The organism is Streptomyces sp. NBC_01351, from assembly GCF_036237315.1.
Lineage (GTDB): Bacteria > Actinomycetota > Actinomycetes > Streptomycetales > Streptomycetaceae > Streptomyces.
Genome location: NZ_CP108356.1, coordinates 893,908 through 918,317 on the forward strand (window position 1 = coordinate 893,908; position 24,410 = coordinate 918,317).

Sequence of the window (24,410 nt, forward strand, 5' to 3'; positions counted from 1 at the left end):
CAAGGACCCCCCGGGCCGAGCGGTCACGCGGACTTCCCCGGTATCTCGTAGACCGCACTGTCGTAGGAGCCGGCCAGGAACAGTCCGCGGTCCGCGTCGTAGGCGAGCGAGGAGATGCCGGACGTCGTCGGCCTGTCCTCGACGACCCACGCCTCCAGTTCACGGTCGTAGATCTTGACGTGGCCGTGGTAGGAGCCCGTCGCGATCAGCCGTCCGGAGGTGTCGGCAGCGACGCACTTGATGGAGTTGGGGTGGGTGGTGGGCACTACCTCGGAGGTGAAGTCCGGTGCCCAGAGCCTCAGTTGCAGGTCGCGCCCCACGCTGGCGAAGTGGCCCTCATCCAGGCCCACGCAGCCGTTGGCGATCCGCTCGTGGGCGTCCTCGATCCGGTGCACCAGCTTGAGCGTGCGGGCGTCGTGCCAGGCCACGCCGGTGTCGGCGCACACGGAGAAGAGCAGGTCGCCCGAGGCCGCGACACCCTTCACCGCGTTCTCGTGCAGCGGCAGGTCGGCCACGTGGCGCAGCTCGCCGTCGGGGTCGAGCCGGAAGACCAGGCCTTCTCCGGTGTAGGCGCCGATCAGCACGTGGGCGACACCGTCCGCCTCGAAGCGGACACCGCAGTTGAGCGGGGAGCGGTGCTGGTGCAGGACGCGGCCGGTGGCGGCGTCCATCACCTTGCCGAGCTGTCCGCCCGTCACCGTCAGCACCGGGTCCACCGGCGTCAGGAAGTTGCAGAGGCTTCCCGTGCGTGCCTGTTCGGCGCCGTCCCGGATCACGATGCCGGCGTCACCCACGGTGTAGACGCTGCCGTCGTGGGCGATGACCGCGTTGACGCCCGGGGTGGGAGCCACCTCGCCGGTGCTCCACTTGCCGGTGGTGTAGTCGTAGGGCCGGTACGAGGCTCCGAACGTGCCGAAGACCAGGGTGGTGCCGGCCGCGAAGGCGCAGGATCGGGGCCATACGTCGTCGGGGATGGCGGACTCCCCCACCTGGCGCAGATCGCCGCCGGAGGTCTCCCACAGCAGCAGCTTGCGGTCGTAGCTCAGGCTCACCAACAGGTTGCGGCCCGCGCCGAGGACCAGGCGCTTGATTCCGGCATCGTGCCCCTGGACCGCCGTGCGCTGCTCGCCCCGGATCACGATGATCTGGCCCTCGTCATTGCCCGCGTAGATGGTGCCGTCGCGGTCGATGACGATCGTGTCGGTCTCGACTCCACCGAGGTCGATGTCCTCCAGCAGCTCACCGGTGACGGAGGACCAGCGCTTCACGGTGCCGTCGTCGCTGGAGGTGACGAGCTCCGATCCGTCCACCGACCAGTCCACGGAAATGACGTCGGCGGTGTGCCCGCCGCAGGAGTGCACGAGGTTCCCGTTGAAGTCGTAGACGCGCAGGCGGTGATCGCGGGAGGCAGTGGCCACCAGTTCCCGGGTCGGGTGGAATGCCGACATCTCGACGTCGTCGGACTGGTCGTTCAGGACCGCGCGCAGCCGCAGGTCGGGCACGGACCACAACCGGGCGGTGTAGTCGCTGGAGGACGTCACCAATAAGGATCCGTCGGGGCTGAAAGCGCACTGGTTCGCCAAGTGGTCGTGCAGGACGCGGTTCACCGGGCGCTCGGTGCTCTGGTCCCAGAGAATGACCTGGTTGTCGTACCCGGCGCTGGCGATGTACTTGTCCTGATAGGCAGCGATGCCGCTGATCGGACTCTTGTGTTCGATCACGATCCAGACTCCTCGTCAATCAATGTCGATGGAATGACCGGCGTGTACGACTTTGGCTTTCAGATACTTGCGATTCGAATCGGTGACGTGCACACCGGTGAGCCGCTGGCTATGGACCACCACACCGCTCTCGCGTAACTGGCGGATCTTTTCCGGATTGTTGGAGAGAATCTCCACCTCTTTGAGGCCCAGCGCGACCAGCATCTGCGCCGCAGAGGAATAGGTGCGCTGGTCGTCCAGGAAATTCAGCGCCCGGTTGGCTTCGAAAGTGTCCATACCGGTGTCCTGCAGCGCGTAGGCGTCGAGCTTGTTGTAGAGCCCGATGTCGCGCCCCTCCTGGCGGAGGTAGAGCAGGATGCCGCCTCGTTCGCACATCAGGGCTATGGCCTCTTGCAACTGCGGACCGCAGTCGCAGCGGCTCGATCCGAGCACGTCGCCGGTCAGGCACTCGGAGTGCAACCGGACGATCGGGACGGGCTGGTCCAGTGCGTCGCCGAACACCACCACTAGGTGTTCGCGGCCGTCGTCGAGCCCGTCGAAGGTAATGATCTCGGTCAGTGCGAACTCGCCACCGGCAACCTCGAGCGGAACACTCACCCTGGCGCGTATTCGGGGAGGTCCCGACCGGCTATCGTCCGCCGGCTCGGGTACTTGAATTCCGTTGAGCGAGTAGGAAGAACGGCTATCTAATGACATCCCTCGCCACCTGAAGTCAGCTGTGCGTCGAATCGGGACCGTCTCACCACTGCTTGCCGCATTCGAATGCCGCAGGTCCCGACTTGATCCGCCGTCACACTCTCTCAGCAACGAAGGCCTGTCAAGGGAGACTTAGTCGCGCTCTCAAATGGTGGACACACCATTTTGGATGATCTTGAATACCGACTCGGCGCTTTGCCATTGAGTTCACACGAGCACGGCAAATATGGAATGCGGCATGCCGACGGAACTGCCGGCGGTTTTCACGATTCCGGCATGACGATTCGAGCCGCCGGGAGGGATGATGTCGACTGGTCAAAGCCGTCGGGCACAGGTCCGGGCCCGTCCGGCTGAGGCCGGACGGGCGGCCCCATGGGGCCCGCGGTTGCGCGCGAGCGGAGCGGGCGGCGGAGGTGACGGCGGGTGCGGGCCTCAGGGCCAGGAGGGGGCCCGTGGGCACACGCACTGACTGGCCATCAAAAAAGCTTACAAGGGCGCCACTTCGGTGTTCACGGAGGGAACGGACACGAGTGGCGCGCGGGCACGGGGCGGAGACTGTCGGACTAGTCTCTTTGGCCCGTCGTGGCGACGGCGACGCCGAGTGCGATCATGGAGACGCCACCGAGTCCGCCCACGAGGGCGAGTCTCTTCGGTGAGCGGGCGAACCACGTTCTCGCGGTGGCGGCGACCAGACCCCACACGGAGTCGCAGGCCACGGCGATGACGTTGAAGACGAGACCGAGCAACAGCATCTGCAGGGCGACGTGCCCCTGGCTGCGGTCGACGAACTGCGGCAGCACGGCGGCGAAGAACACGATGGTCTTGGGGTTGGCCACACCGACGGCGAACCCCTCCCACAACGTGCGCATCCCGCCGTAGGTGGGTCCGTCACTGGTGAAGGAGTCCTGCAGCGCGCCGCGCTGGCGCACCGCCTTGATGCCGAGGTATACGAGGTACCCGGCGCCCAGGAGCTTCAGCATGGTGAACACCAGGGCCGAACGCTCGACGATGGAGCCGATTCCGAGTGCTACGGCGATGACGAGGAGGTAGGCCCCCATCGTGTTGCCCGCGACCGTGGTCAGCGCGGCTCGGCGCCCCTGCGCCAGTGCCCGGCCGATCACGAAGAGCACACTCGGACCGGGGATTACGATCAACAAGAACGACATGGCTGCGAAAGCCAATAAACGGTCTGTAGACAGCATGTACCCCACTCTAAGCACGCGGGCCCCTGAGGCCACAGCACTGTCCGCTATGTGGACCGACACGCCGTCAGGACCGGCTTGACCCGGGCGCCAACGGGCAGTCGAGCGCGGCGAGGCGCTCGTCACTCGACGCCGAGCAGACGCCGTAGGTCCTCGGGACGCGACGCGAAATCCGCGCCGGCCGCCTGGTGGACGATGACCCCCTTCTGCATGACCGCCACGCTTCCGGCGACGGAGAGGGCGAGTCCCAGGTTCTGCTCGACGAGGACGACCGACATGCCCTGCGCGCTCACTTCGCGGATCACCTCGCCCACTTGGGAAACGATCGCCGGCGCGAGGCCATCGGACGGCTCGTCGAGGAGCAGCAGACGCGGATTGCCCAGCAGGGCCCGGGCGATCGCGAGCATCTGCTGTTCCCCGCCGGAGAGTTGGTCACCGCGGTGCCCGAGTCGCTCCCCCAGTCGCGGCAGCAGGTCGAGGACACGGGACCTGGTCCAGGGTCCGCGCGCCGGGCCCCGCGAGGCGATCGTGAGGTGTTCGTCCACGGTCAGCGGGGCGAACACCCTGCGCCCCTGGGGTACGACGCCGACCCCTGCCCGGGCGATCACGTCGACACGGGCTCCGGCGAGCTCCCGGCCGTCGAGGTCGACGCTGCCTTCGTAGGGCCGGACGAGCCCCATGACGGTCGATATGAGGGTGGTCTTCCCGACTCCGTTCCGACCGAGGAGGGCGACGGTCCCGCCCGCGTCGAGGTCCAGGTCCACACCGCCGAGGACGACGCCCCCGGCGTAGCCGGAGCGCAGCCCGCGAATGCGCAGGAGAGGGTTCACGAGGTGACCTCCATGGTGCCCAGGTAGGCGGTCTGGACTTCGGCCGAGGCGCGCACCTCGTCCGGGGAGCCTGTTTTCAGGTGTCTGCCGAGGTGCATGACCGTCACCGTGTCGGCGAGTTCGAAGACCATGTCGAGGTCGTGCTCGATGAGGAGTACGGTCACCTCCCCGGGCAGGGCGGCGATCAGTTCGGTGAGCCGCGCCGTCTCCGCCGGCGACATCCCGGCGGCCGGTTCGTCCAGGAGCAGCAGCCGGGGTTCCGTCCCCAGCGCCACGGCCACCTCCAGCTGGCGCCGCTCGCCGTGCGAGAGCTCGGCTGCCGCGAGGTCGTGCCGGGTGGGCAGGCCCACCCGGTCGAGCAGTTCGTGCGCCCGCTCGATCGCCGCACCCCGGGAAGCGGTCCGGCGTACCACGGCGAGGAGCACGTTCTCCAGCACGGTCTCGCGCATGAAGAGACTGGAGTGCTGGAACGTCGCTGCGACGCCGAGCCCGACCCGGCGGTGTACGGGCAGCCGGGTCACGTCCTGTCCGTCGACGAGGATGGTTCCGGCCGTGGTCGGCAAGGTGCCCGAGATCAGGCCGAACAGTGTCGACTTGCCCGCGCCGTTCGGGCCGATGACCGCGTGCCGGGCGCCCGGCCGCACCGTGAGGTCGACCTCGTCCAGGGCTCGGAAGGAGCCGAAGTGCCGGGATACCCGGCGCAGTTCCAGTAGATCGTGATCTGTCACGCCGTCCTCTTCCGGGTGAGCCTGTGCGGGATCCGTACGCCGGCCAGTCCTCGGGGCAGCGTGTAGACGGCGATGACGAAGAGCAGTCCGAGCAACAGTGGCCCGCGACCGGCGACGGCTTCGAGGTTTCCGAGGTAGTCGCGGGTGAGCCAGACGAGCGCGGCGCCGGCGCAGGCTCCCCACATCGAGCCGGAGCCTCCGATGACGACGGCCAGCAGGGCCAGCGCGGCGATCTCGAAGCCGGCGTCGCCGGGCGAGACGAACCGCTGTACCGAGACCCACAGGGACCCGGCGGCGCCGGCCAGCGCCCCGGCGCCGCAGTAGACGGTCAGGGCGTAGCGCTGGGTGGGGTAGCCGATCGCCCGCATCCGGGGCTCGTTGTCGCGGATGCCGCGCAGGGCGAGGGCGAAGGATGTCGAGCCCAGGCGGGAGACCGCCGCGAAGAGCAGCAGGAACACGGCCAGGACGTAGAAGTAGACCAGCCCGTCGAGCTCCAGGGCGGGCATGCCGGGCAGCGGTACGACGGGCGGGATGCCCGACATCCCGTCGGTGCCGTTCGTCAGCGACTTCCAGTTGACGGCGGCGCTGTAGACGATCTCTCCGATGGCCAGCGTGAGCATCAGGAACACCACGCCCCGGGCGCGCACGGCAAGCCATCCCGTCGGCACCGCCACCAGCGCGGAGACGCCTGCGGCGATGAGGAGTTGGAGTATCCCGACGTCGGTGACCCGCGTCGCCACGATCGCCGACGTATAGGCGCCGACGCCGAAGTAGGCCGACTGGCCGAGGGTCGGCAGCCCGGTCAGACCGGTGAGCAGGTTGACGCTCAGCGCGAGGAGGGCGAACACCAGGATCCGTGACAGGGTGCCGACGGCGTACGAGCCGAGCACGAAGGGGGCCAGGGCGAGAGCGCCGACCACGGCGGTCACCGACAGCCGCCGTGTCATGGAGCCGGCGGTGGCGTACGGGCTCATGCGCGCACCGCCGACGGGACGAGGCCGTGCGGGCGGACCACGAGCACGAGCAGCATGGTGCCGAAGAGGAGGAAGGGGGCGTACTCCGGGAGCAGCGCCACCCCGAGCGTCTGCACCTGGCCGATCAGGAGCGCTCCGGCGAGTGCGCCGCGCACCGATCCGAGGCCCCCCACGACCACGACGACGAGCGAGAGGACGAGCACCGTCTCGTCGACGCCCGGCCCGGGGCCGAGGATCGGCGCCCCGAGGACTCCGCCGACCGACGCCAGGGCGGCGCCGGCCGCGAAGACTCCGTAGAGCACCTTGCGGATGTCGACACCGAGCGCGCGGACCATGTCGCGGTCGGCGACGGTGGCCCGTACGAGGGCTCCGAGCGAGCTGCGTTCGAAGACGAGGTACACGAGGAGCGCGAGGCCGGCCGCGACTCCGATGAACACCAGCCGGTAGACGGGATACGCGTGACCGAGGAGGTCCACCGTCCCGCGCAGGGCCGTGGGCGGGTCCGTGGGCAGGACGTCCCCGCCGAAGGCCGCGGCGAGGAGGTCGGCCACGATGAAGGTGATGCCGAGCGTGAGCACGGCTTGGTCAAGGTGTCCGCGGCGGGCCAGGGGCTGGGTGAGGAAGGTCAGCGCGGCCCCGCCCATGGTGCCCACGAGGGCGCCCGCCAGCAGCGCGAGGAGCAGACCCCACAAGGTCCCGTCGGACAGTGCGTAGGCGACGTAGGCCCCGGCCAGGTAGAGCGTGCCGTGCGCGAGGTTGAGCACGTCCATCATGCCGAAGACCAGGGAGAGTCCGACCGCGATCGTGAACAGCAGCAGACCGAAGGCGACCCCGTCGATGACGCTGACGAAGTTGCCGTCCAACCATCCGGACATGTCAGCCGCCCAGTCGGCCGAGCTCGGAGCTGACGGTGTTGACGCCCTGCTTGACCTCGCGCAGGTACCAGGGCTGGACGGGCGTTCCGCCGCTGTTGAACCGCCAGGTGCCGCGCGGGCTGTCGATGTCCCCCACCTGGGCGATGGCCGCGTTGACCGATTCGGAGGTCACCGTGGAACCGGCCGCCTTGATCGCCTTGTCGAGGACCTGCGCCGCGTCCCATGAGGCCATCGCGTACGTGGTCGGGGCCGAACCGTAGGCGGCCGTGTACGCCGGTGCGAACTGCTTGTTGGCGGCATTGTCCAGGTCCGCGCTGTAGTTGAGCGCCGTGAGGATGCCGTTGGCCGCTTCTCCCTGCCCCTTGAGCACGCCGCCTTCGGTGAGGAAGCCGGGCGCGTAGAGGGGGATCTTGCCGGCCAGTCCGAAGTCCCGGTACTGCTTGACGAAGTCGACGGCCGCGCCGCCGGCGTAGAAGCTGAAGACGGCCTTTGCGCCGGACTTCTCGATCTGCGCGAGGTACGGCTGGAAGTTCTTGGTCCCGGGGAACGGCGTGTAGACCTCCTCCCCCGCCATCTTGCCGCCCGCCGGGAGGAAGGTGGACTTGAAGCCCTCCACCTCGTCCTTGCCCGCCTGGTACCCCGCGGCGATCACGAAGACGGGGCCGCCGGCCTGCTCGGCCACGTGCTTGCCGAGCGCCTTGCCCGGTTCGTCGTTGACGTACGAGGTGCGCCAGATGTACTTGGTCCCGGTCAGTGTCGTGGGTGAGGCGTTCGAGCCGACGAGCGGGACCTTGCCGGTCTCGAACAGGTCCTTGACCCCGTTGATGGTGGCCGAGCTGACCACCCCGCTCACGGCGAGCACCCGGTCCTGCTTGACCAGCTTCTCGGCAGCCGCCTTGCCCGAGTCGGCCGTCTCCCCCTCGTCCGCGACGACGATCTCCACCTCACGGCCGCCGAGCTTGCCGCCGTGCTGCGCGACGTAGAGCTCGAAGCCCTGCTTCATGTCGTCGCCCAGCGCCTTGTAGGTCCCCGACTGCGGGACGAGGAGCCCGATCTTCACGGGCCCGCTCTGCTTGTCCTCTCCGGTGCCGAGGCTCGCACCACCACATGCCGTGGTCAGCAAGAGGGCCGTCGATGCGGCGACCAGACCAACGGGGCGAAACCGACCTGCCATGGGAACTCCGTACGTTGTCAACCGGCCCTGGAGGGCGGGATGTTGCTGATGGGGCCGCCTTGGGGAGTCCCAGGCGTGGAAGGTCCGGCTCTCAGGGGTGGCCTGGCCGCCGGTCGAAGTGACACGTGTCTATCGCGCTTTTGCGACGTCCGTCAAGAGTTCTCAAGATATACGCCGGCGCCAGGCCCGCGCCCCTTGACCCGAACCCGAGCCATAGCGCAATACTGACCCTCGTCAAATTCACGCTATATGCATTCCGGCGACGGACCCACGATCAGTCAGGGAGTGAAGCACCATGACCGACGACCCATCACGGCGCAAAGTCCTCAAGAACACCGGGGTGTTGGCAGGCGCCGCACTGCTCTCCGGGGTGGCCGGCGGGCACGCCGCGCAGGCCGCCGCCCCGCGCACGGCCGACCCCTCACCCGTCGTGGAACTGCCCTCGGGCCGACTGCGCGGGGGCACGGAAGGGGGTCTCGCCGTGTTCAAGGGCGTGCCCTACGCGGCACCGCCGGTCGGCGCCCTCCGATGGCGGCCGGCCCAGCCGCACCCCGGCTGGCAGGGCACGCGCGACGCGACCGCCTTCGGCCCGAGCGCCCCGCAGCCCTACCGGGAGGGCGGCGACCAGGTGCTCGGCACCCACGGCTCGCCCCCCTTCGACGAGGACTGCCTCACGCTCAACGTCTGGACCCCCGGGACCGACGGCGCCAAGCGGCCGGTGATGGTGTGGATCCACGGCGGCGGCTTCATCTCCGGATCCGGCTCGATGCCGGGCTACTCCGGCGAGACCTTCTCGCGCGACGGCGACCTCGTCGTCGTGACCGTCAACTACCGGCTCGGACCACTGGGTTACCTCTACTTCGGCGAGGACGGCGCCGGGGGGAACTTCTGGCTCACCGACCAGCTCGCCGCGCTGCGCTGGGTACGGGAGAACATCGCCGCGTTCGGCGGCGACCCCGACGACATCACCCTCGCCGGCCAGTCCGGCGGAGCGCTGTCGGTCGCGGCGCTGGCCGGCGCCCGACCCAAGGGCCGCCCGCTGTTCCGGCGCGCCATCCTGCAGAGCCCGCCGCTCGGGCTGAAGATCCCCACGCGGGCCGAATCCCTCGAGCGCACCGCCGCCTACCTGGACATCCTGGGGGCCAGGAACGTGACGGAACTGCGGGCCGTGCCCTGGCCCCGACTGATCGCCGCCACCTTCGAGATGTTCGGGCGCACCGGGAAGTGGGGCTACTGGTCGACTCCCTTCCTGCCTGTGCTCGACGGGGTCACGCTGGACCGCGACCCCGCCGACCTGCTGCTCAGCGGAGCCGGGGCGGACATCGACGTCCTGATCGGCTGGACCAGGGAGGAGGCCAACTTCGCCTTCGCGCTGAGCGCGCCGTACGCCGCCGCGACCAGGGAGCAGGTGGTCGCCAGGGCGCGGGACACCTTCGGGAACCGGGCGGAGCAGGCGTACACCGCGTACGAAGAGTCCCGGCCGGGTGCCCGCCCCGTGGACGTACTGATGGACCTGATCACCGACGACCTGTTCCGCATGCCCGCCGTGGCACTGGCCGAACGGCGGGCGGCCCGCGGACGTCCGGTCTGGGCGTACCAGTTCAACCTTCCGACGCCCGCGCACGGCGGTCAGCTCGCGGCCGCGCACTGCCTGGAGCTGCCGTTCGTGTTCAACAACTTCGACAAGTGGTCGCAGGCGCCCTTCCTGGCGGGGCTTAACCCCAGGGTCCGTGACGGTCTCGCCTCGACCATGCACACCGCCTGGATCTCCTTCATCCGCACCGGCGACCCCAATCACCACCCCATGCCGCGATGGGGTCGCTACGACCAGGACTCCCGCACGACGATGGCCCTCGATTCGGTCACCAGCGCCGTCGGCGACCTCGCCGGCTACTGGCGGCGGCTGCACCATCCGGCGGGGCGGTAACCGCTCGCTGCGGTGTCCGGGCCGTGGCCGTCAGCCCTCCGGGGTCACCTCGGTCAGGCCGGTGACCTCCTGTACGTGCCGCAGGCTCGGGGCGGCGAGCACCTCGTTGAGCTGCTGGAACGTCTGGCGCGCGGCGACCGCGTTCCAGTCGGCGGGGAGCAGCTCGGCGGGGAGGCCCGGGTCGAGGTAGGGCAGGCGGCGCCACTGGGTGAGCATCGGGACGTAGTGGCGGAACGCCTCGGCGCCGTCGATCTCGCCCTGCTGGGCGAGATCGACGGCTACGGGGCCGTACGCCTGGGTGAACCCGGCGTACTGCTCCTGGATCGCCGGGAAGTCCCACCACGAGCTGACCGTTCCGGGCAGGTCGCTGAAGGCCGCGTAATCGGCGGCGAACAGGTGGACGTAGTCGCTGAGCCCCCGCCGGACGAGCATGTCGCGGGCGTCGTCGAGGAGCCGGCCGGGCGCCAGCCACACCCCCGGGGCGATGTTCCCGAAGCCGAGCCAGGTCAGGCGGGTGCGCAGCTGGTACCGGTACGACCGTTCGGACTCCGGGACGGAGAAGACGGCCATGGCCCAGCCGTCGCTCAGCTTCGCCGGTTCCAGGCTGCCGAAGATCCGCCGGTCGCCCTCGTCGAAGACGGGTCGTGCGGCCGGGCTGAGCCGGTAGCCCGTGGCGCCGCGGCGCTCCGGTTCGAGTACGCCCTTCTTCTTGAGCCGGGAGATCGCCGAGCGCGCCGCCGGGCCGTCGACGTCCAGTTCGGACATCAGGGTGATCAGGTCGGCGACGGAGATCCAGCCGCCGAGGCGTCGCAGGAACGCGCCGTAGACCGTGTTGATCAATGAGCTGGGCCGAATCGGACTGTCCGCCATGATCGCCTTCCGTCGTATGCGGTCGCGATCCTATCGAGCCGGGCGGGCGAAGTGTCGTCCAGGTGCAGGTCACGGCTCGGCCGGCGGGCAGCGTACGGGCGGCGGGCCGCCGTCACCCCCCGGCGGGCGACTGCCGCACCGGCGGCGCTTCCGCGTAGGCGCCGGACAGGAGGTGACCGGCTCCTGGGGCCACCGCAGGGAGGTCCAGAGCACGCAGCATCTGGTGGGCGGTGCAGACGGCGGCCGAGACGACGGGCTTGCCGAGGAGCTGTTCGGCTTCCTCGATGGCGCCCAGGGACGGCATCTGTACACAGGCGGAGAGCACGACGGCGTCGGCGTCGCTGTGGTTCAGCGCCTTGGCGAGGCCCGGCAGGCGCGCCGGATCGTGCGCGGCGACGTCGAGGTTGTTCGGGATCTCCAGGGCCTCGTAGTCGAGCACCTCGATGCCCTCGTGGGTGAGGTAGTCGACGACGGTCTTCGTCAGCGGCCGCATGTACGGGGCGATCAGGGCGATCTTCTTCGCCCCCAGGGTGTGCAGTCCGTGGACGAGGGCTCCGGCGCTGGTGACGACGGGGGCGGGGGCGCCGTTCTCGGCGGTGCGCTGGTGCAGCCGGTCCTGGGCGGTGCGGTGGTATCCGAGTCCCATGCTCATGATGGCGACCAGGCAGGCGTAGCCGAGTACGTCCACGTGCGCGTCGGAGAGCTCGACGGCGCAGCGGTCGGAGTCGGCGTCCATGGCCCTCAGCTGCTCCGGGGTCACATGGGTCATGCGCATCCGGCTGGAATGGAAGGTGAAGCGTTCGGGCGCGATGGACTCCCGGGCGCGCAGGATCGCCGGAACCTCGGTCTCCATCGTGACGTTGGAGCTCGGCACGATCTGGCCGATGCGGTAGGTGCGGTGGGTACGGTCGGGCACGGTCGCTCCTCAGCGGGCGTCGACGACGGGGTTGGTCAGGGTGCCGATGCCTTCGACGGTGGCCTCGACGGTGTCGCCGGGGTGCAGGAACTCCGGCGGGACCATGCCCGCTCCGACTCCGGCGGGCGATCCGGTGGCGATGACGTCACCGGGTTCGAGGGTGACGCCGGAGGAGATGTCGGCGATGAGGCGGGCGATGGGGAAGAGCATGTGGCGGGTGTTCGACTTCTGCTTGGTGACACCGTTGACGCGCAGCGACAGGTCGAGGTCCATCGGGTCCGCGATGTCTTCGGCCGTGACCACCGCGGGGCCGAAGGGGGCGTAGGAGTCCTGGCCCTTGGAGAAGAACCACTGGCCGGAGCGGCGCTGGTCGCGGGCGCTGATGTCGTTGACGATGCTGTAGCCGAAGATGTGGTCGTACGCGTCCTCCTCGCTCACGCGGAACGCCGTGCGGCCGATGACGACGGCGAGTTCGCACTCCCAGTCCAGCTGGGCGGTGAGATCGGCGTTGTGCAGGATCGGCTGCCCGGGGCCGGTGACGGCGGTGGCGGGCTTGCTGAAGAGCACCGGGCGCGAGGGCCGTTCCTTGTCGGTGTCCAGGCTGCGGCTGGACTCCTCCACGTGCTCGACGTAGTTCAGTCCGACGCCGATGATCTTGCCGGGGCGCAGGGGGGCGCGCAGTGACACCTCGTCGATCCGGTGCACGGTCTCGGCCGGCCAGGCTGCCGGGCCGTCGGCCAGCAGGCGGCGCGCCGCGTCCTGTGCGGGGGCACCCGCCCGGATGAACGACAGGAGGTCCAGCGGGAGTTCGACGCCGGCCCGGCTCGCCAGGGTGGCGAGGTCGACCACGAGGTCGTCGACCTGGGCTCCGAGCCGGAGGGTCGCATCGTTGAGGGTGTAGGTGACCAGCCGCATGAGGGGTGCTCCTTGCGTGTGAACGAGTAAGGGGGACGACGGGGGTGCTCCGCCGCGCCGGTGCCGGTGTCAGGGCCGGCGCGGCTCCGGCGCGGCGGAGCGGCTCAGGCGGTGGGCTGGTGCCCGCCGTTGTCGGTGTACGCCTCTTCCCGGAAGAAGCTCAGTGAGCGCATCACGGGGAAGTCGTTGAAGGAGAAGAGGCAGGCGTCCTCGGACCGGTCGAGGTTCTCGTGCTCGTGCCAGGCCCAGGAGGGGACGCAGAAGATGTCGCCCTGCTTCCACTCGAAGCGCTGCCCGGCGATCACCGAGACGCCGTGTCCCTTGGCCGCGGTGTAGATGACCGAGCCGGTGTGGCGGTGGGCGCGGGTGGCCTGGCCGGGGCGCAGGAGCTGCATGTGGGCGCTCATGGTGGGCATGACGGAGCCGCCGGTGAGCGGGTTGGTGTATTCGGCGATGACCCCGTCGTACGGGGAGCCCTCCGTGGCCTTGGCCAGGTTGCGCAGCGCTTCGTACGTGGGCTCCCACGGGAAGGCGAGCAGCGGCGAGTAGGGCCGGGTCCACTTCTCCATGCCGTACGGCAGCAGGTTGCCGCCGTAGCTGAGGACGGAGGAGTTGATCACCTTGCCGGGGGTTTGGTACAGCTCGGGGTGGACCTCGTAGAAACCGGCGTCCAGCGCGTTGACCAGGGGGATGTCCAGGCCGTCCTGCCAGATCACGGGGACGTCCTCGGATTCGTTGCCGTGCTCGTGCCAGGTCCCGTTCGGCGTGATGGCGAAGTCGCCCGGCGCCACGCGCAGCTTCTGACCGTCCACGATGGTCCAGGCGCCGGTCCCCTCGTGCACGAAGCGCAGGGCGGCCGCCTGGTGGCGGTGGGCGGTCATGGCCTCGCCCGGCCCCATGATCTGCAGGCCCGTGTAGAGGAGGCCCACGGCGGCGCTGACGTCCTTGCGGCCGGGGTTGACGAGCATGACCACGCGGCGGCCGGCGTCGTCGGCCTTCACGAGCGGCAGGGCCTTGTGGACGAGCGGTCGGAGCTGGTCGTAACGCCACAGCACCGGGACGGACTTGGGCTGCGGGTACCAGGGCTCGATGTCGTTGGCGACGGTCCACAGGGCGCCGGCGTCGAGTTCGGCGAGTTCTCCGTAGTACTCGGTGAGTTCGGGGCTTGTCGATACCCGGGCGCGGCCCAGCCGGCTGTCGTCGTGCTCGGTGGTCATGAATCCTCCTTGATCGGGCCCGCCGTCTCGGTGAAGCGCGGTTCGGTGAAGTGCGGTTCGGTGAAGTGCGGTGCGATGACGCCCGCGGGATCGGTCGCGAAGGTCACCGGGGTACGGGGACGGTTGTCGACGTGCAGCTGGAAGACGTCGAAGCGGTTGTAGTGGCCGACGATGTCGTGCATCTGCTTCGGCTGGATGCAGCGGGCGAGGTCGATCTCGGCATAGACGATGCCCTCGTCGTCGACGAGCGGTTCGGTGACCGGGCGGCCGTCGGGGCCGAAGATCCCGGACAGGGCGCTGCGGGGTCGGGTGAACAGCTTCCGCAGCTCCTCGTCGTCACCGGCGAGGGTGTCGACGATCTCCGCGGAGACGGTGGAGCAGGCGACGACCGAGAAGACCTTGCCCTCGAAGCTGTGGGCGGCGGTCCGGACGGCGATCGCGTCGGCCATGTCGTAGTCGGCGGGGGCCACCGGCAGGGCGATGTAGCAGGACGCGTGGACCAGTTCGCCCTGGGCGAGGAGGGTGAAGCGGGCGAGGGTGTTGGTGTTCTCGCCGCAGGCGAGCGCGCCGAGCGGCCCGATGGGCGTCTGGTGGACCTTGAGCGAACTGCCGTCGCCGCCGGTCCACGTGAGCTTCTCGGCCCAGGTGGGCACCAACTTGCGGTGCACCCCGAGGAGTTCCCCGTCGGAGCCGATGGTGAGCAGGGTGTTGTAGAGGACGCCGAGGCTGTGCGGACCGCGCTCGTTGACCCCGATGACGAGGACGACCCCGTACTGGCGGGCCGCCGCGCGCAGTCGGTCGACGTGGGGGCCGGGGACATCGATGGCCGAGCGGTAGAGGCGCTCGAACCAGGGCGAGCCCTGGACCGGGTTCATCGTCCAGTTCCAGTACGGGTATCCGGGGACGAACACCTCGGGGAACACGATGAGTTCGGCACCGTGGGACGCCGCCTCGGCGATGAGTCCGATCGCCTTGTCGACGGTGGCCGCGGCGTCCAGGTACACGGGGGCCGCCTGCACGGCGGCGGCGGTGAAGCGTGGCAGATTGTCCATCGGATCTCCAGGTCAGCGGGCGGCCGCGGCAGCGGCGGCCGGGATGTGCGGAACCCAGCGCTGGTGCACGGGCGGCGAAGGCTCGCGCAACAGCTGGAGGCGGGGCGGGATGCGGTCGGTGCGGGCCCCTGGAGGCCGGCCGCTGGCCGCCCGCCAGGAGGCCGGCCAGGGCGCCGCGGGACCGCTGTAGCCCTGGGCGGCCGCGGCGTGCAGGGTCCACAGGGGGTCGTGCAGGTGTGCACGGCCGACCGCACACAGGTCGGCCCGGCCGGCCAGGATGATCGAGTTCACGTCGTCGTAGGTGGAGATCGCGCCGACGGCGATGGTGGGCACCCCGGTGGCGTTGCGGATCAGGTCGGCGTACGGGGTCTGGTAACTGCGTCCGTACCGGGGCCGCTCGTACGCGACGACCTCGCCGGTGGAGACGTCGACCGCGTCGGCGCCGGCCTCGGCCAGCGCGCGGGCGATCTCCACCACGTCGGCCTCGCTGGTGCCGCCTTCGGCCCAGTCCTCGGCGGATATGCGGACCACGAGTGCCTTGCCCTCGGGCCAGACGGCGCGCACCGCGCGCAGCACCTCCAGGGGGAAGCGCAGCCGGCCGGTGAGATCCCCGCCGTAGCCGTCCGTCCGCACATTGGTCAGCGGGGAGAGAAAGCCGGACATCAAGTGTCCGTGGCCGTACTGCAGTTCCAGGGCGTCGAATCCCGCGCGATGGGCGCGTTCGGCCGCGGCGACGAAATCGCGTGCGATGTCGTCCATGTCCTCGCGGGCCGCTTCGCGCGGGATGCCGGCGTATTCGTTCCAGGCCAGCGGGGAGGCGGCGACCAGCGGCCACCCCTCGCGGCCGAGCGGCGCGGCCCTGCCGTCCGGGCGGGGCACCCCGGTCGCGGCGCGGCGGCCGGCGTGGGTGAGCTGGACGCCCAGGCAGGTGTCCGACTGACCGTGCACGAAGTCGGTGATGCGCCGCCAGGCCGCCTCCTGCTCGTCCGTGTACAGGCCGGGGCAGCCGGGGGTGGCCCGGCCGTCGGCGCTCACCGCCGTCATTCCGGCGAAGACCAGGGCGGCGCCGCCCAGTGCCTGAGTGCTCAGGTGGACGAGTTCGAAGTCACCGGGGACCCCCTCCCGCGCCGTGTACAGGGCGGTGGGAGGTACGACGACGCGGTTGCGCAGGTGCAGGCCGCCCAGTCGCAGCGGGCGGAACATCGGCGGGACGGCGGCGGCGCCACGGGGCCCGGCGGCCGCCGGCCCGCTCGTGCCGGCGTGCCAGGAGTCGACCGCGGTGGTGAACCCGTCGTCCCGTACGCGCAGGTTGTCGTAGGTGACACGGCGGCTGCGGGTGAGGAGGTTGAAGGCGAACTGCCGGGGCTCCTGAGCCGTGTAGCGTCCGACGTTCTCGAACCATTCGAGGCTCGCCTGGGCGGCGCGCTGGGTGGATTCGACGACCGGCCGGCGTTCGCTCTCGTAGGCGGCGAGCGCCGAGGGCACGTCGCGGTGTTCGTGCAGGCACGCGACCAGGGCGAGCGAGTCCTCCATGGCGAGCTTGGTGCCGGAGCCGATGGAGAAGTGGGCGGTGTGGGCGGCGTCGCCGAGCAGCACGACGTTCCCGTGGCGCCACGAGGCATTGCGGACGGTCGTGAAACGGATCCACTTCGAGGCGTTGGGGATCAGGCGGTGGCCGTCGAGGTGGTCGGCCAGGATCTCCTCGCACAGGCGGACGCTCGCCTCGTCGCTCTCGCCCCGCGCGAACTCCCCGGCGGCGAAGGCTTCGAAGCCCGCCCGCCGCCAGTCGTCCTCCGCCATCTCCACGATGAAGGTGCTGCGCTTGTCGTCGTACGGGTAGGCGTGGACCTGGACGCTGCCGAAGTCCCGCTTCTCCACGATGAAGGTGAACGCCTCGAAGACGCGGTCCGTGGACAGCCACATGTAGCGGCAGTTGCGCTCGTCCAGGTCCGGCCGGAAGGTCTCGGCGTACGTCTCGCGAGCCGTGGAGCGGATTCCGTCCGCCGCGACCACCAGGTCGTAGTCGGCGGAGAGTTCCTCGACGGGCGGTGCCTGCGTGCCGTAGTGGACGTCCACGCCGAGCTCCTCGCAACGCTGCTGCAGGATCTCCCGGAGCCGGTTCCGGTCCAGGGCGGCGAAGCCGTGACCACCGGATACGTGGACCTCGCCGTCGTAGCGGACATCGATGTCGCTCCACCGGGCGAAGTCCGCGGACATGGCGGCGAACACCGCGGGATCGGCCTGCGCGATGCCGTCCAGCGTCTCGTCGGAGAAGACGACGCCGAAGCCGAAGGCGTCGTCGCGGGCGTTGCGCTCCCAGACCGTGATCTCCCACTCCGGGGAGAGCTGCTGGGCCAGTGCTGCGAAGTACAGCCCGCCGGGCCCCCCTCCGATGACTGCTACACGCACGGTGTTCCTCCTAGTGGTTCCGGACAACAGAATATGTTGCCCATTTGGCGATCGTCAAGAATTCGACACATTCTTGCGATGTGGGCGCCACGGTTCACGCGAAGAGCTCGGGGGCCTGGGGGCCCGCCTTGGTGAGGACCTCGCGCACGTCGTCGGGCCAGGCCGTGGAGCCGGTGGCACGCGAGGCCGAGTGGGCGATGACCATCCGGCCGCCGGCGGCCACTTCGTCCCCCTCGCCCCGCACGGTGAAGGCGTAGTGCAGGGAGCTGGTCCCGACCTTCGTGACCTTCAGCTCGGTTCGGACGATCTCGCCGAACCACAGCCGGGCCCGATAGTCGGCCTCGAAGCGGACGCGGGGCGTGCTGCCGAAGAGGTGGGCCAGCCCCAGCCGCCGCAACAGGACGGCCTCGGCCGCCTCGACCCAGCGCACCACGGTGGAGTGGTGGTAGTGGCCGGCCGCGTCCGTGTCGGGCCATTCGACGCGCCGCTCGATGACCACGCTCGGCAGGTTCTGCGCGAGGGCTTCGGGGCATCCGGCGGCGCAGCTGCCGGTCGGGGCGGACCCTGCCTGCTGCGCACGCTTGCGCAGCTCGGCGCGCTGGAGCTTTCCGTTGCTCGTGCGCGGGAGGTCGGTGACGAACTCGACGGCACGCGGGTACTTGTAGGGGGCGACGGCCTGCTTCACGTGGTCCTGGAGCTCCTTGACCGTCGCCGCGTCGGGCGCGACGCCGGGCCGCAGGATCACGTACGCCTTGACGAGCATGCCGCGCGTGTCGTCCGGGGCTCCGACGACTCCGCACTCCTCGACGTGGGGATGGGCGGCGAGGGCCTTCTCCACCTCGGGGCCCGCGATGTTGTAGCCGGAGGAGACGATCATGTCGTCGCTGCGGGCCACGTACCAGAAGTAGCCGTCGGCATCGCGGATGTAGGTGTCGCCGGTGATGTTCCAGCCGCCGCGGACGTACGAGGCCTGGCGCGGGTCCTCCATGTACCGGCAGCCCGTGGGGCCGGTGACCGCGAGGAGGCCGGGCTGCCCGTCGGGGACGGGCTCGCCGTTCTCGTCGACCACGCGGGCCCGGTATCCGGGCACTGGCCTGCCCGTCGAGCCGGGACGGATCTCGTCGTCCGAAGCCGAGATGAACACGTGGAGCATCTCGGTCGCGCCGATGCCGTCGATGATGCCCAGGCCGGTGGCCGCGTGGAACTCCTCCCACACCGCCGCCGGCAGCGCCTCCCCCGCGGACACGCAGCGCCGCAGGCCGGACAACTGCCCCACCGCCCCCGCCGCCATGATCGCCCGGTACGCGGTGGGCGCGGTGAAGAGCACGGTGACCCCGTGTTCCTCCACGAGGTCGGCCAGCCGCTGCGGGGCCGCCTGCTCGATCAGCAGGGTCGACGCACCCACGGCCAGGGGGAAGACCACCAGCCCGCCGAGCCCGAACGTGAAGGCCAGGGGCGGGGTTCCGGTGAAGACGTCGTCCCGGCTGGGCTTCAGGACATGGCGGGAGAACGTGTCGGCGTTGGCCAGTACGTCCCGGTGGAAGTGCAGGGTCGCCTTCGGCCGTCCGGTCGTTCCCGAGGTGAAGGCGATCAGCGCGACGTCGTCGGCCGCGGTCGCCACACTGGAGAACTGTCCGTCCTTTGCCGCGCAGCGCGCGATCAGATCGGCCTCGCCGGGGCCGCCGTAGGCGATCACGGCCAGGTTTCCGCCGGTGTCGGCGGCGGCGAGTTCGTCGAGGTAGCGGTGGTCGCACACGGCGACGGCCGGCCGGCTGATCTCGTACAGCTCCGTGAGCTCACCGGCCCGCAGCAGCGGCATGGTGGTGACGGCGACGCCGCCGGCCTTCAGAACGCCGAACCAAGTGGCCACCAGCCACGGGTTGTTGGGGCCGCGCAGCAGGACCCGGTTGCCCGGGACGAGACCGAAGTCCTCGGTGAGTACCTGGGCGACCTGATTGGCGCGTTCGAGCAGGTCGCCGTAGGTCCACCGCTCGGCGGGGGTCAGCAGGCAGGGGCGGTCGGGACCCCAGCGTGCGACGGCGTCGTCGAGCAGTCGCTGGGCGCAGTTGAGCCGGTCCGGGTACTGCAACTCCGGCAGATCGAAGTGCAGTTCGGGCCAGAGGGGGAAGGGCGGAAGCCGATCACGACAGAACGTGTCGACGTGCGCGGACGGGGAGAGCTCCATGGGGCGGCACCTCAATCTCGGGGCAGCAGGGAGAGTGGAGCAAGTATCTCGCTAAATTGCCGACCGTCAACGATTCGCGATATTTGATTTTGGCAACAACGGGTTATACGTATAACTAACGGAGAGCGCAAGGTCCGCCGGGGGGTGGCGGCCACTGCACGGCCGCCGCCCCTCGCCTGCCGGACCGACGGTCAGCCGAGCCGGAGGCCGTGACCGTAGGGGAAGAGCGGGTCACCGGAGTCGTTGGGCACGTCCTCGCATCCGGCGACGACGCTCTCCATCGAGCGGGGCATTTCGAAGGGCAGCCGCCCCTCGGCCGCGACGCGTCCGAAGAGCACGTCCAGCAGCGCCCTGTCCGAGGCGCCGAAGTCGGCCACGAGGGCTCCCACCCGTTCCGCGATCTCGGGTATCACCGCCGCCCGGTCCAGGAAGATGTCGACGACGGTCGGAACGGCGGAGGCCACCTCCAGTACGGGCCTCAGCTCCTCCTCGGTGAAGTCGAGGCGGCCCGCCCGGAAGAACGCCTCGAAGCCCGTCGTGCGCTCCTTGTCGTACGGGGCCGCGATGCGCAGCACCGCCACATCCGCCTCCCCGGGCGTCTCCACGACCGTTGCGTACTCGGCGGCGACCGCGGGATCCACGCCCTCCGCATAGATCCGGATCCCGGGAGCGAGCGGCAGCAGGGGCTCCGCGGCACTGTCGGCACGGTCCTTGAGGATGGTGATCGAGCGGCTCTGGGCGGCGCGGCCGGCCGCGGCGAACTCCGGGTTTCCGCAGATCCGGGCCGCCGCGTCGGGGTCCACGTACGGGTCGTCGAAGAGGCCGAGGACGAACTTCTCCTTCAGCAGCCGCGCGACCGAGCCGTCGATGCGCTCGGTCGTCACCCGGCCCGTACGCACGAGCTCCACGAGGAGATCGGGGGCCGCCTCGCCGCCGAGCTGGTCGGCTCCGGCGTCGAGGATGCGTTCCACCCGGGTGAGCCGGTCCAGGTCCTCCACGCCCCAGGCGCGTGCGGGGAAGGGCGCCCCGAAGATCTGCGTGTCGGTGACCAGGCCCCAGTCGGTGCAGATGATGCCGTCGAAGCCGTACTTCTCGCGCAGCATGCCGGTGATGACGCCCTTGTCGAAGGCGAAGCCGACCTCGTCGAAGGGTGTGCCGACGGGCATGGCGTAGTACGGCATGACCTGCGAGGTGCCGGCGGCGAACGCGGCTTCGAAGGGGATGAGGTGGTAGTCGAAGTTGTCGCCCGGGTAGACCTGTTCCCGTCCGTACGGGAAGTGCGCGTCCTCACCGTTCAACTGCGGCCCGGCGCCGGGGAAGTGTTTCGTCATCGTCGAGACACTGCGGGTGCCGAGCGTCTCGCCCTGGAGCCCCCGGACGTACGCGCCGACCATGCGGGCGGCCACGTCGGCGTCGGAGCCGAAGGTACCGAGGACGCGGGGCCAGCGGGGCTCGGTGGCCAGGTCGGCCGTCGGATGGAGGGCAAGGCGGATGCCGACCGCGAGGTACTCCTGGCGGACGATGTCGGCGTGGCTGCTTACGAGTTCCTCGTCGTCGACGGCGGCGAAGCCGGGCGGTTCGGGCCACAGCGAGAAGCCCTCGGTCTGGACGTTCGCCGCGGGGTTGTCGACGAACCCGTTGCGCGGGTCGGTGGAGACGGTCACCGGGATCCCGAGGCGCGTCGTGGCGGCAAGGTCCTGCAGGTGGTTGTTCCACTCGGCCATGCGGCGCGGCGCCGCCGCTCCGAACAGGTTGAAGTGGCTCATCAGCTTGCCGGTCACCATCGCGGAGGTGGAGGCGCGCATCGGGTCGTCGTCCGGCGCTCCCGGCTCCGGTTCCACCAGGGAGCCGTCGGGGTTGATGGTGATCATGGTGTGGAAGAGGAGGCCCGCCTTTTCCTCCAGCGTCATACGCCGGATGAGGTCCGCGATCCGTTCGGCCACGGGGAGACGGGGGTCCTCATAAGGCTCCATGACGCCGTTGCCGTTCAGATCACGGAACGGCGTGCCATCGGGAGCGGTCAGCATGCGCGGCCGTGCCGCCGGAGTACGTGCCATCGGGTTCTCCTCCGAGATTCACAAGGCGTAAGGGCCGCCCGCGCGGGGTGCGGGCGGAATGCGGCGTCCCCCGCGGCGAGGCCGTCGGCCCGGGTTCCGCAGTGGGTCGCCCCGACCGGCCCCCGGGCGCTCCCAGCGCGCCCGGGGGCCGGCCCGCCGCAGCCCCCCGCTACGGCGCCCCCGAGCCGGAGATTACACGTGTAACACGATGCCCGACAGAGCCTAGAGCCACAGACGGTCCTCGGCGGCGAGTACCGCCTCCCGGTCCAGCAGTGGAGCGAAGGCCCGGTGCAGCAGCAGGGCCACCCCACCCCCCGCGAGGGCTCCGGCGACGGTGTCGCTCAGCCATTGGGCCTGCAGCCAGGTCCGGCTCCACATCATGGCCGCGACGTACAGGGCACCGAACAGCCACCACCAGCGCCGCGCGCGGGGCGGAAACAGCACGACACCGGCCACGATCACGAGGGTCACCGCCGTGAACACCTGGCCGGAGGGGTACGAGCCGTCATTGACCAGCACCAATGGATGCGGCGGCCGCGGGCGGTCGACGAGCGCCTTCAGCGGAAGGACCACCAGCACGTTCGCCATGACGGCGGCCGCGAAGGCGAACAGACCCGACCTCCAGCGCCCGAAGACACACAGACCTCCGGCCAGGGCGAGCGGAAAGATCGTCCCCAGCGGTCCGCCCAGCCGGTCGAGCGCGAAGGCGAAGTCCGCGGACGCCCCGGTTCCCCCGCTCTCCATCCACCGCGCCCAGCCGTCGTCGAGCGCCTGGAAGAACGGCGGCCGCTCGCCTCCGACCAGGAGACCGATGGACAGGGCCATCAGCGAAAGGGCGGTTCCGGACTGCAGCGCGCCCCGGGGCGGCGGAGCGGGTACGTAGTGCCGAGAAGACGCGGACGGCATCCGGCGCCGGCGCCCGGAAGAGGTCGAGTCGATCATGTTTGCCTTCAATCGCAGTCACCTCCCCGGCACACGAGCGCGAGGAGGAACGGGCACGGATACGAACGGGCACGGATACGCGGATCCGGCGGAGGCGAACGAGCGCGGCGCGCATCGCTCGGCGGTGCGAGCCGGAGGGAAGTGCGGGGCCGACTCCGGAGGCGGCGCCGATCGGCGGCGCGCGGGTCGGGGCGCAACGGGAGGTAGCGTTGCGCAAGCGGAGGGTATCGCCGTTAATTGGCCACCGCTAGAAACACAACATAACTTTCGGACATCCCGGCAGGTCCGGCGCCCGCGGACGCCGAGGTCACGATTCCGGCCCTAGGCGGAGCCCCGGTCGCGTGCTACACAGTGTCCACGCGCCAATTAACACGTGTAACTTCCCACTTGTTTCCAGGCCGTCGCAGCCGCGCGCTTCCTCCCTGCGGCCCCTCCCCTCCGCTCCCTCTCCGAGGAGTTGGCCTGTCATGACCACGAACGAACTGATCGAGTCGCACACTCCGGAGGGACACCGAGCCCCCCGGCAGCGGGGACTCATGATGCTGCTGCTGATGGCCAACTCGGCCATGCTGGCGGTCTACATGGGTGTCGGCTCGGTACTGCTGCCCACGCAGATCGCGGCTGTCGACCCGGAGAACAAGGTCGCCCTCCTGGGCCTGATCGGCGGGATCAGTGCGGTCTTCGCGACTGCCTTCAATCCGATCGCCGGCGCCCTGTCCGACCGGTCCGGCCGTCGCAACCCGTGGATCCTGGGCGGCGCCCTGGCCTCCCTCGCGGGGCTGGCCTTCCTCGGTACCGTCCGGACCGCACTGCTGGTCGGCATCGCCTGGTGCCTGATCCAGGCCACGATGAACGTCTACCAGGCCGCCGTCACCGCCGTCGTGCCCGACCGGATCCCCGTGGCCAGGCGCGGCACCGCATCCGCGGTGGTCGGACTGGCGCTGCCGATCGGCGGAACCGTCGGCGTACTGATCGCCTCGCAGACCGTGGGGCAGGTGCGTACGGGATACCTGGTGTTCGGCGCCCTCGTCGCCGGTTCGGCACTGCTGCTGAGCGCCTTCTGCCGGGACGCCCCCCGGTCCGCCCCCGTCGCGGCCGTTCCCGTGCGTCAGCAGCTCGCCGCGTTCCTCTCCGCGCTGGCCGACCACGACTTCCGGTGGGCCTTCATCGGCCGGGCCCTGATGGTCCTCGGCTACTTCTCGGTCATCGGCTACCAGCTGTACATCCTGGACGACCACATCGAGCTGCCGGAGGGTCTGTCCCCGGCCGCCGCGATGGCGGTCCTCACCCCGGTGACGATGGTCGCGATGGCCGTCTCCACCGTGGTCGGCGGTGTGCTGTCCGACCGCTGGAACCGGCGCAAGGTGTTCGTCGGGGTCTCGGCCGCCCTCGCCGGGCTGGTCATGGTGGTGCCCGTGATCATCCCGACCTGGACCGGAATGATCGTCTTCAACGCGCTCAACGGTCTGGCCTTCGGCTGCTTCATGGCCGTCGACACCGCACTGGTCACCCTGGTCCTGCCGCGGGCCGAGGACGCCGCCCGCGACTTGGGCGTCCTCAACATGGCCAACGCGGGGCCGCAGATCATCGCTCCGTTCGTCGCCTCGGCCGTGGTCACGGCGTTCGGCGGCTACACCCCGCTGTTCCTGGTCGGCGGCGCGCTCTCGCTGATCGGCGCCCTCGCGATCCTGCCCATCCGCGGCGTGCGCTGATCCCCCCG

General features: G+C 70.1%; 19 protein-coding genes and 1 pseudogene. 2 read left to right on the forward strand and 18 right to left on the reverse strand.

Annotation, left to right across the window (positions count from 1 at the left end):
* Positions 1-23: 23 nt before the first annotated feature.
* The 8 genes from OG625_RS04325 to OG625_RS04360 form a co-directional block, all read right to left on the reverse strand.
* Positions 24-1,721, reverse strand: a complete 1,698-nt coding sequence (locus tag OG625_RS04325; RefSeq protein WP_329376724.1) for a WD40 repeat domain-containing protein — start codon at positions 1,719-1,721, stop codon at positions 24-26.
* A gap of 15 nt (positions 1,722-1,736) precedes the next feature.
* Entirely contained in the window at positions 1,737-2,318 is a 582-nt protein-coding gene (locus tag OG625_RS04330) for a GTP cyclohydrolase II (protein WP_329376725.1), read from the reverse strand.
* Positions 2,319-2,980: 662 nt separating this feature from the next.
* Complete coding sequence (locus OG625_RS04335) at positions 2,981-3,619, reverse strand: LysE family translocator (RefSeq protein ID WP_329376726.1); 639 nt, start codon at positions 3,617-3,619, stop codon at positions 2,981-2,983.
* Positions 3,620-3,741: 122 nt separating this feature from the next.
* Positions 3,742-4,449, reverse strand: coding sequence for an ABC transporter ATP-binding protein (locus OG625_RS04340; protein ID WP_329376727.1), 708 nt, complete (start codon positions 4,447-4,449; stop codon positions 3,742-3,744).
* Positions 4,446-5,177 carry an ABC transporter ATP-binding protein gene (locus tag OG625_RS04345; RefSeq protein WP_329376728.1) on the reverse strand — a complete coding sequence of 244 codons (732 nt, stop codon included), beginning with the start codon at positions 5,175-5,177 and terminating at the stop codon, positions 4,446-4,448. Before OG625_RS04345 ends, OG625_RS04340 begins: the two co-directional genes overlap by 4 nt.
* Positions 5,174-6,151, reverse strand: coding sequence for a branched-chain amino acid ABC transporter permease (locus OG625_RS04350; RefSeq protein ID WP_329376729.1), 978 nt, complete (start codon positions 6,149-6,151; stop codon positions 5,174-5,176). Before OG625_RS04350 ends, OG625_RS04345 begins: the two co-directional genes overlap by 4 nt.
* The gene (locus OG625_RS04355) at positions 6,148-7,026 is read right to left on the reverse strand and encodes a branched-chain amino acid ABC transporter permease (RefSeq protein WP_329376730.1); all 879 of its coding nucleotides are present in this window, start codon (positions 7,024-7,026) and stop codon (positions 6,148-6,150) included. Before OG625_RS04355 ends, OG625_RS04350 begins: the two co-directional genes overlap by 4 nt.
* 1 nt (position 7,027) lies before the next feature.
* Positions 7,028-8,200: an ABC transporter substrate-binding protein gene (locus OG625_RS04360; protein WP_329376731.1), complete on the reverse strand. Its 1,173-nt coding sequence runs from the start codon at positions 8,198-8,200 to the stop codon at positions 7,028-7,030.
* A 295-nt stretch (positions 8,201-8,495) separates the two neighbouring features.
* On the opposite strand from OG625_RS04360, the gene OG625_RS04365 reads away from it, so the two are divergent.
* Complete coding sequence (locus OG625_RS04365) at positions 8,496-10,127, forward strand: carboxylesterase/lipase family protein (protein WP_329376732.1); 1,632 nt, start codon at positions 8,496-8,498, stop codon at positions 10,125-10,127.
* 30 nt (positions 10,128-10,157) lie between these two features.
* Here the strand turns inward: OG625_RS04365 and OG625_RS04370 are convergent, their stop codons facing one another.
* The 10 genes and pseudogenes from OG625_RS04370 to OG625_RS04415 form a co-directional block, all read right to left on the reverse strand.
* The gene (locus tag OG625_RS04370) at positions 10,158-10,997 is read right to left on the reverse strand and encodes a PaaX family transcriptional regulator (RefSeq protein WP_329376733.1); all 840 of its coding nucleotides are present in this window, start codon (positions 10,995-10,997) and stop codon (positions 10,158-10,160) included.
* A gap of 112 nt (positions 10,998-11,109) precedes the next feature.
* Entirely contained in the window at positions 11,110-11,850 is a 741-nt protein-coding gene (locus tag OG625_RS04375) for a maleate cis-trans isomerase family protein (RefSeq protein WP_329390441.1), read from the reverse strand.
* Between the two features lie 72 nt (positions 11,851-11,922).
* Entirely contained in the window at positions 11,923-12,828 is a 906-nt protein-coding gene (locus OG625_RS04380; RefSeq protein ID WP_329376734.1) for a fumarylacetoacetate hydrolase family protein, read from the reverse strand.
* A gap of 104 nt (positions 12,829-12,932) precedes the next feature.
* A complete protein-coding gene (locus OG625_RS04385; protein WP_329376735.1) occupies positions 12,933-14,045 on the reverse strand; it encodes a cupin domain-containing protein in 1,113 nt (370 codons plus the stop codon).
* Positions 14,042-15,097: a carbon-nitrogen hydrolase family protein gene (locus tag OG625_RS04390; protein WP_329376736.1), complete on the reverse strand. Its 1,056-nt coding sequence runs from the start codon at positions 15,095-15,097 to the stop codon at positions 14,042-14,044. Before OG625_RS04390 ends, OG625_RS04385 begins: the two co-directional genes overlap by 4 nt.
* A 12-nt stretch (positions 15,098-15,109) precedes the next feature.
* Positions 15,110-17,506, reverse strand: coding sequence for a bifunctional salicylyl-CoA 5-hydroxylase/oxidoreductase (locus tag OG625_RS04395; RefSeq protein WP_329376737.1), 2,397 nt, complete (start codon positions 17,504-17,506; stop codon positions 15,110-15,112).
* Between the two features lie 94 nt (positions 17,507-17,600).
* Positions 17,601-18,005 (reverse strand): acyl-CoA thioesterase, encoded by a 405-nt coding sequence (locus OG625_RS04400; protein WP_329390443.1) that lies wholly within the window; start codon positions 18,003-18,005, stop codon positions 17,601-17,603.
* Positions 18,006-18,080: 75 nt separating this feature from the next.
* Positions 18,081-19,691, reverse strand: a pseudogene (locus tag OG625_RS04405) (benzoate-CoA ligase family protein); the annotation flags it as partial.
* Positions 19,692-19,882: 191 nt separating this feature from the next.
* Positions 19,883-21,748 carry a glycoside hydrolase family 3 protein gene (locus OG625_RS04410; RefSeq protein ID WP_329376738.1) on the reverse strand — a complete coding sequence of 622 codons (1,866 nt, stop codon included), beginning with the start codon at positions 21,746-21,748 and terminating at the stop codon, positions 19,883-19,885.
* Positions 21,749-21,970: 222 nt separating this feature from the next.
* Positions 21,971-22,690, reverse strand: coding sequence for a phosphatase PAP2 family protein (locus OG625_RS04415; RefSeq protein ID WP_329376739.1), 720 nt, complete (start codon positions 22,688-22,690; stop codon positions 21,971-21,973).
* 467 nt (positions 22,691-23,157) lie between these two features.
* On the opposite strand from OG625_RS04415, the gene OG625_RS04420 reads away from it, so the two are divergent.
* The gene (locus tag OG625_RS04420; RefSeq protein ID WP_329376740.1) at positions 23,158-24,402 is read left to right on the forward strand and encodes an MFS transporter; all 1,245 of its coding nucleotides are present in this window, start codon (positions 23,158-23,160) and stop codon (positions 24,400-24,402) included.
* Positions 24,403-24,410: the final 8 nt, after the last annotated feature.

Bases quoted from the DNA above. Each gene is read 5' to 3' on its own strand.
- OG625_RS04365 (WP_329376732.1), top strand. From the start codon at position 8,496: ATGACCGACGACCCATCACGGCGCAAAGTCCTCAAGAACACCGGGGTG.
- OG625_RS04350 (WP_329376729.1), bottom strand. From the start codon at position 6,151: ATGAGCCCGTACGCCACCGCCGGCTCCATGACACGGCGGCTGTCGGTG.
- OG625_RS04415 (WP_329376739.1), bottom strand. From the start codon at position 22,690: ATGATCGACTCGACCTCTTCCGGGCGCCGGCGCCGGATGCCGTCCGCG.
- OG625_RS04375 (WP_329390441.1), bottom strand. From the start codon at position 11,850: ATGGAGACCGAGGTTCCGGCGATCCTGCGCGCCCGGGAGTCCATCGCG.
- OG625_RS04420 (WP_329376740.1), top strand. From the start codon at position 23,158: ATGACCACGAACGAACTGATCGAGTCGCACACTCCGGAGGGACACCGA.
- OG625_RS04335 (WP_329376726.1), bottom strand. From the start codon at position 3,619: ATGCTGTCTACAGACCGTTTATTGGCTTTCGCAGCCATGTCGTTCTTG.
- OG625_RS04385 (WP_329376735.1), bottom strand. From the start codon at position 14,045: ATGACCACCGAGCACGACGACAGCCGGCTGGGCCGCGCCCGGGTATCG.
- OG625_RS04355 (WP_329376730.1), bottom strand. From the start codon at position 7,026: ATGTCCGGATGGTTGGACGGCAACTTCGTCAGCGTCATCGACGGGGTC.
- OG625_RS04370 (WP_329376733.1), bottom strand. From the start codon at position 10,997: ATGGCGGACAGTCCGATTCGGCCCAGCTCATTGATCAACACGGTCTAC.
- OG625_RS04360 (WP_329376731.1), bottom strand. From the start codon at position 8,200: ATGGCAGGTCGGTTTCGCCCCGTTGGTCTGGTCGCCGCATCGACGGCC.
- OG625_RS04410 (WP_329376738.1), bottom strand. From the start codon at position 21,748: ATGGCACGTACTCCGGCGGCACGGCCGCGCATGCTGACCGCTCCCGAT.
- OG625_RS04390 (WP_329376736.1), bottom strand. From the start codon at position 15,097: ATGGACAATCTGCCACGCTTCACCGCCGCCGCCGTGCAGGCGGCCCCC.
- OG625_RS04380 (WP_329376734.1), bottom strand. From the start codon at position 12,828: ATGCGGCTGGTCACCTACACCCTCAACGATGCGACCCTCCGGCTCGGA.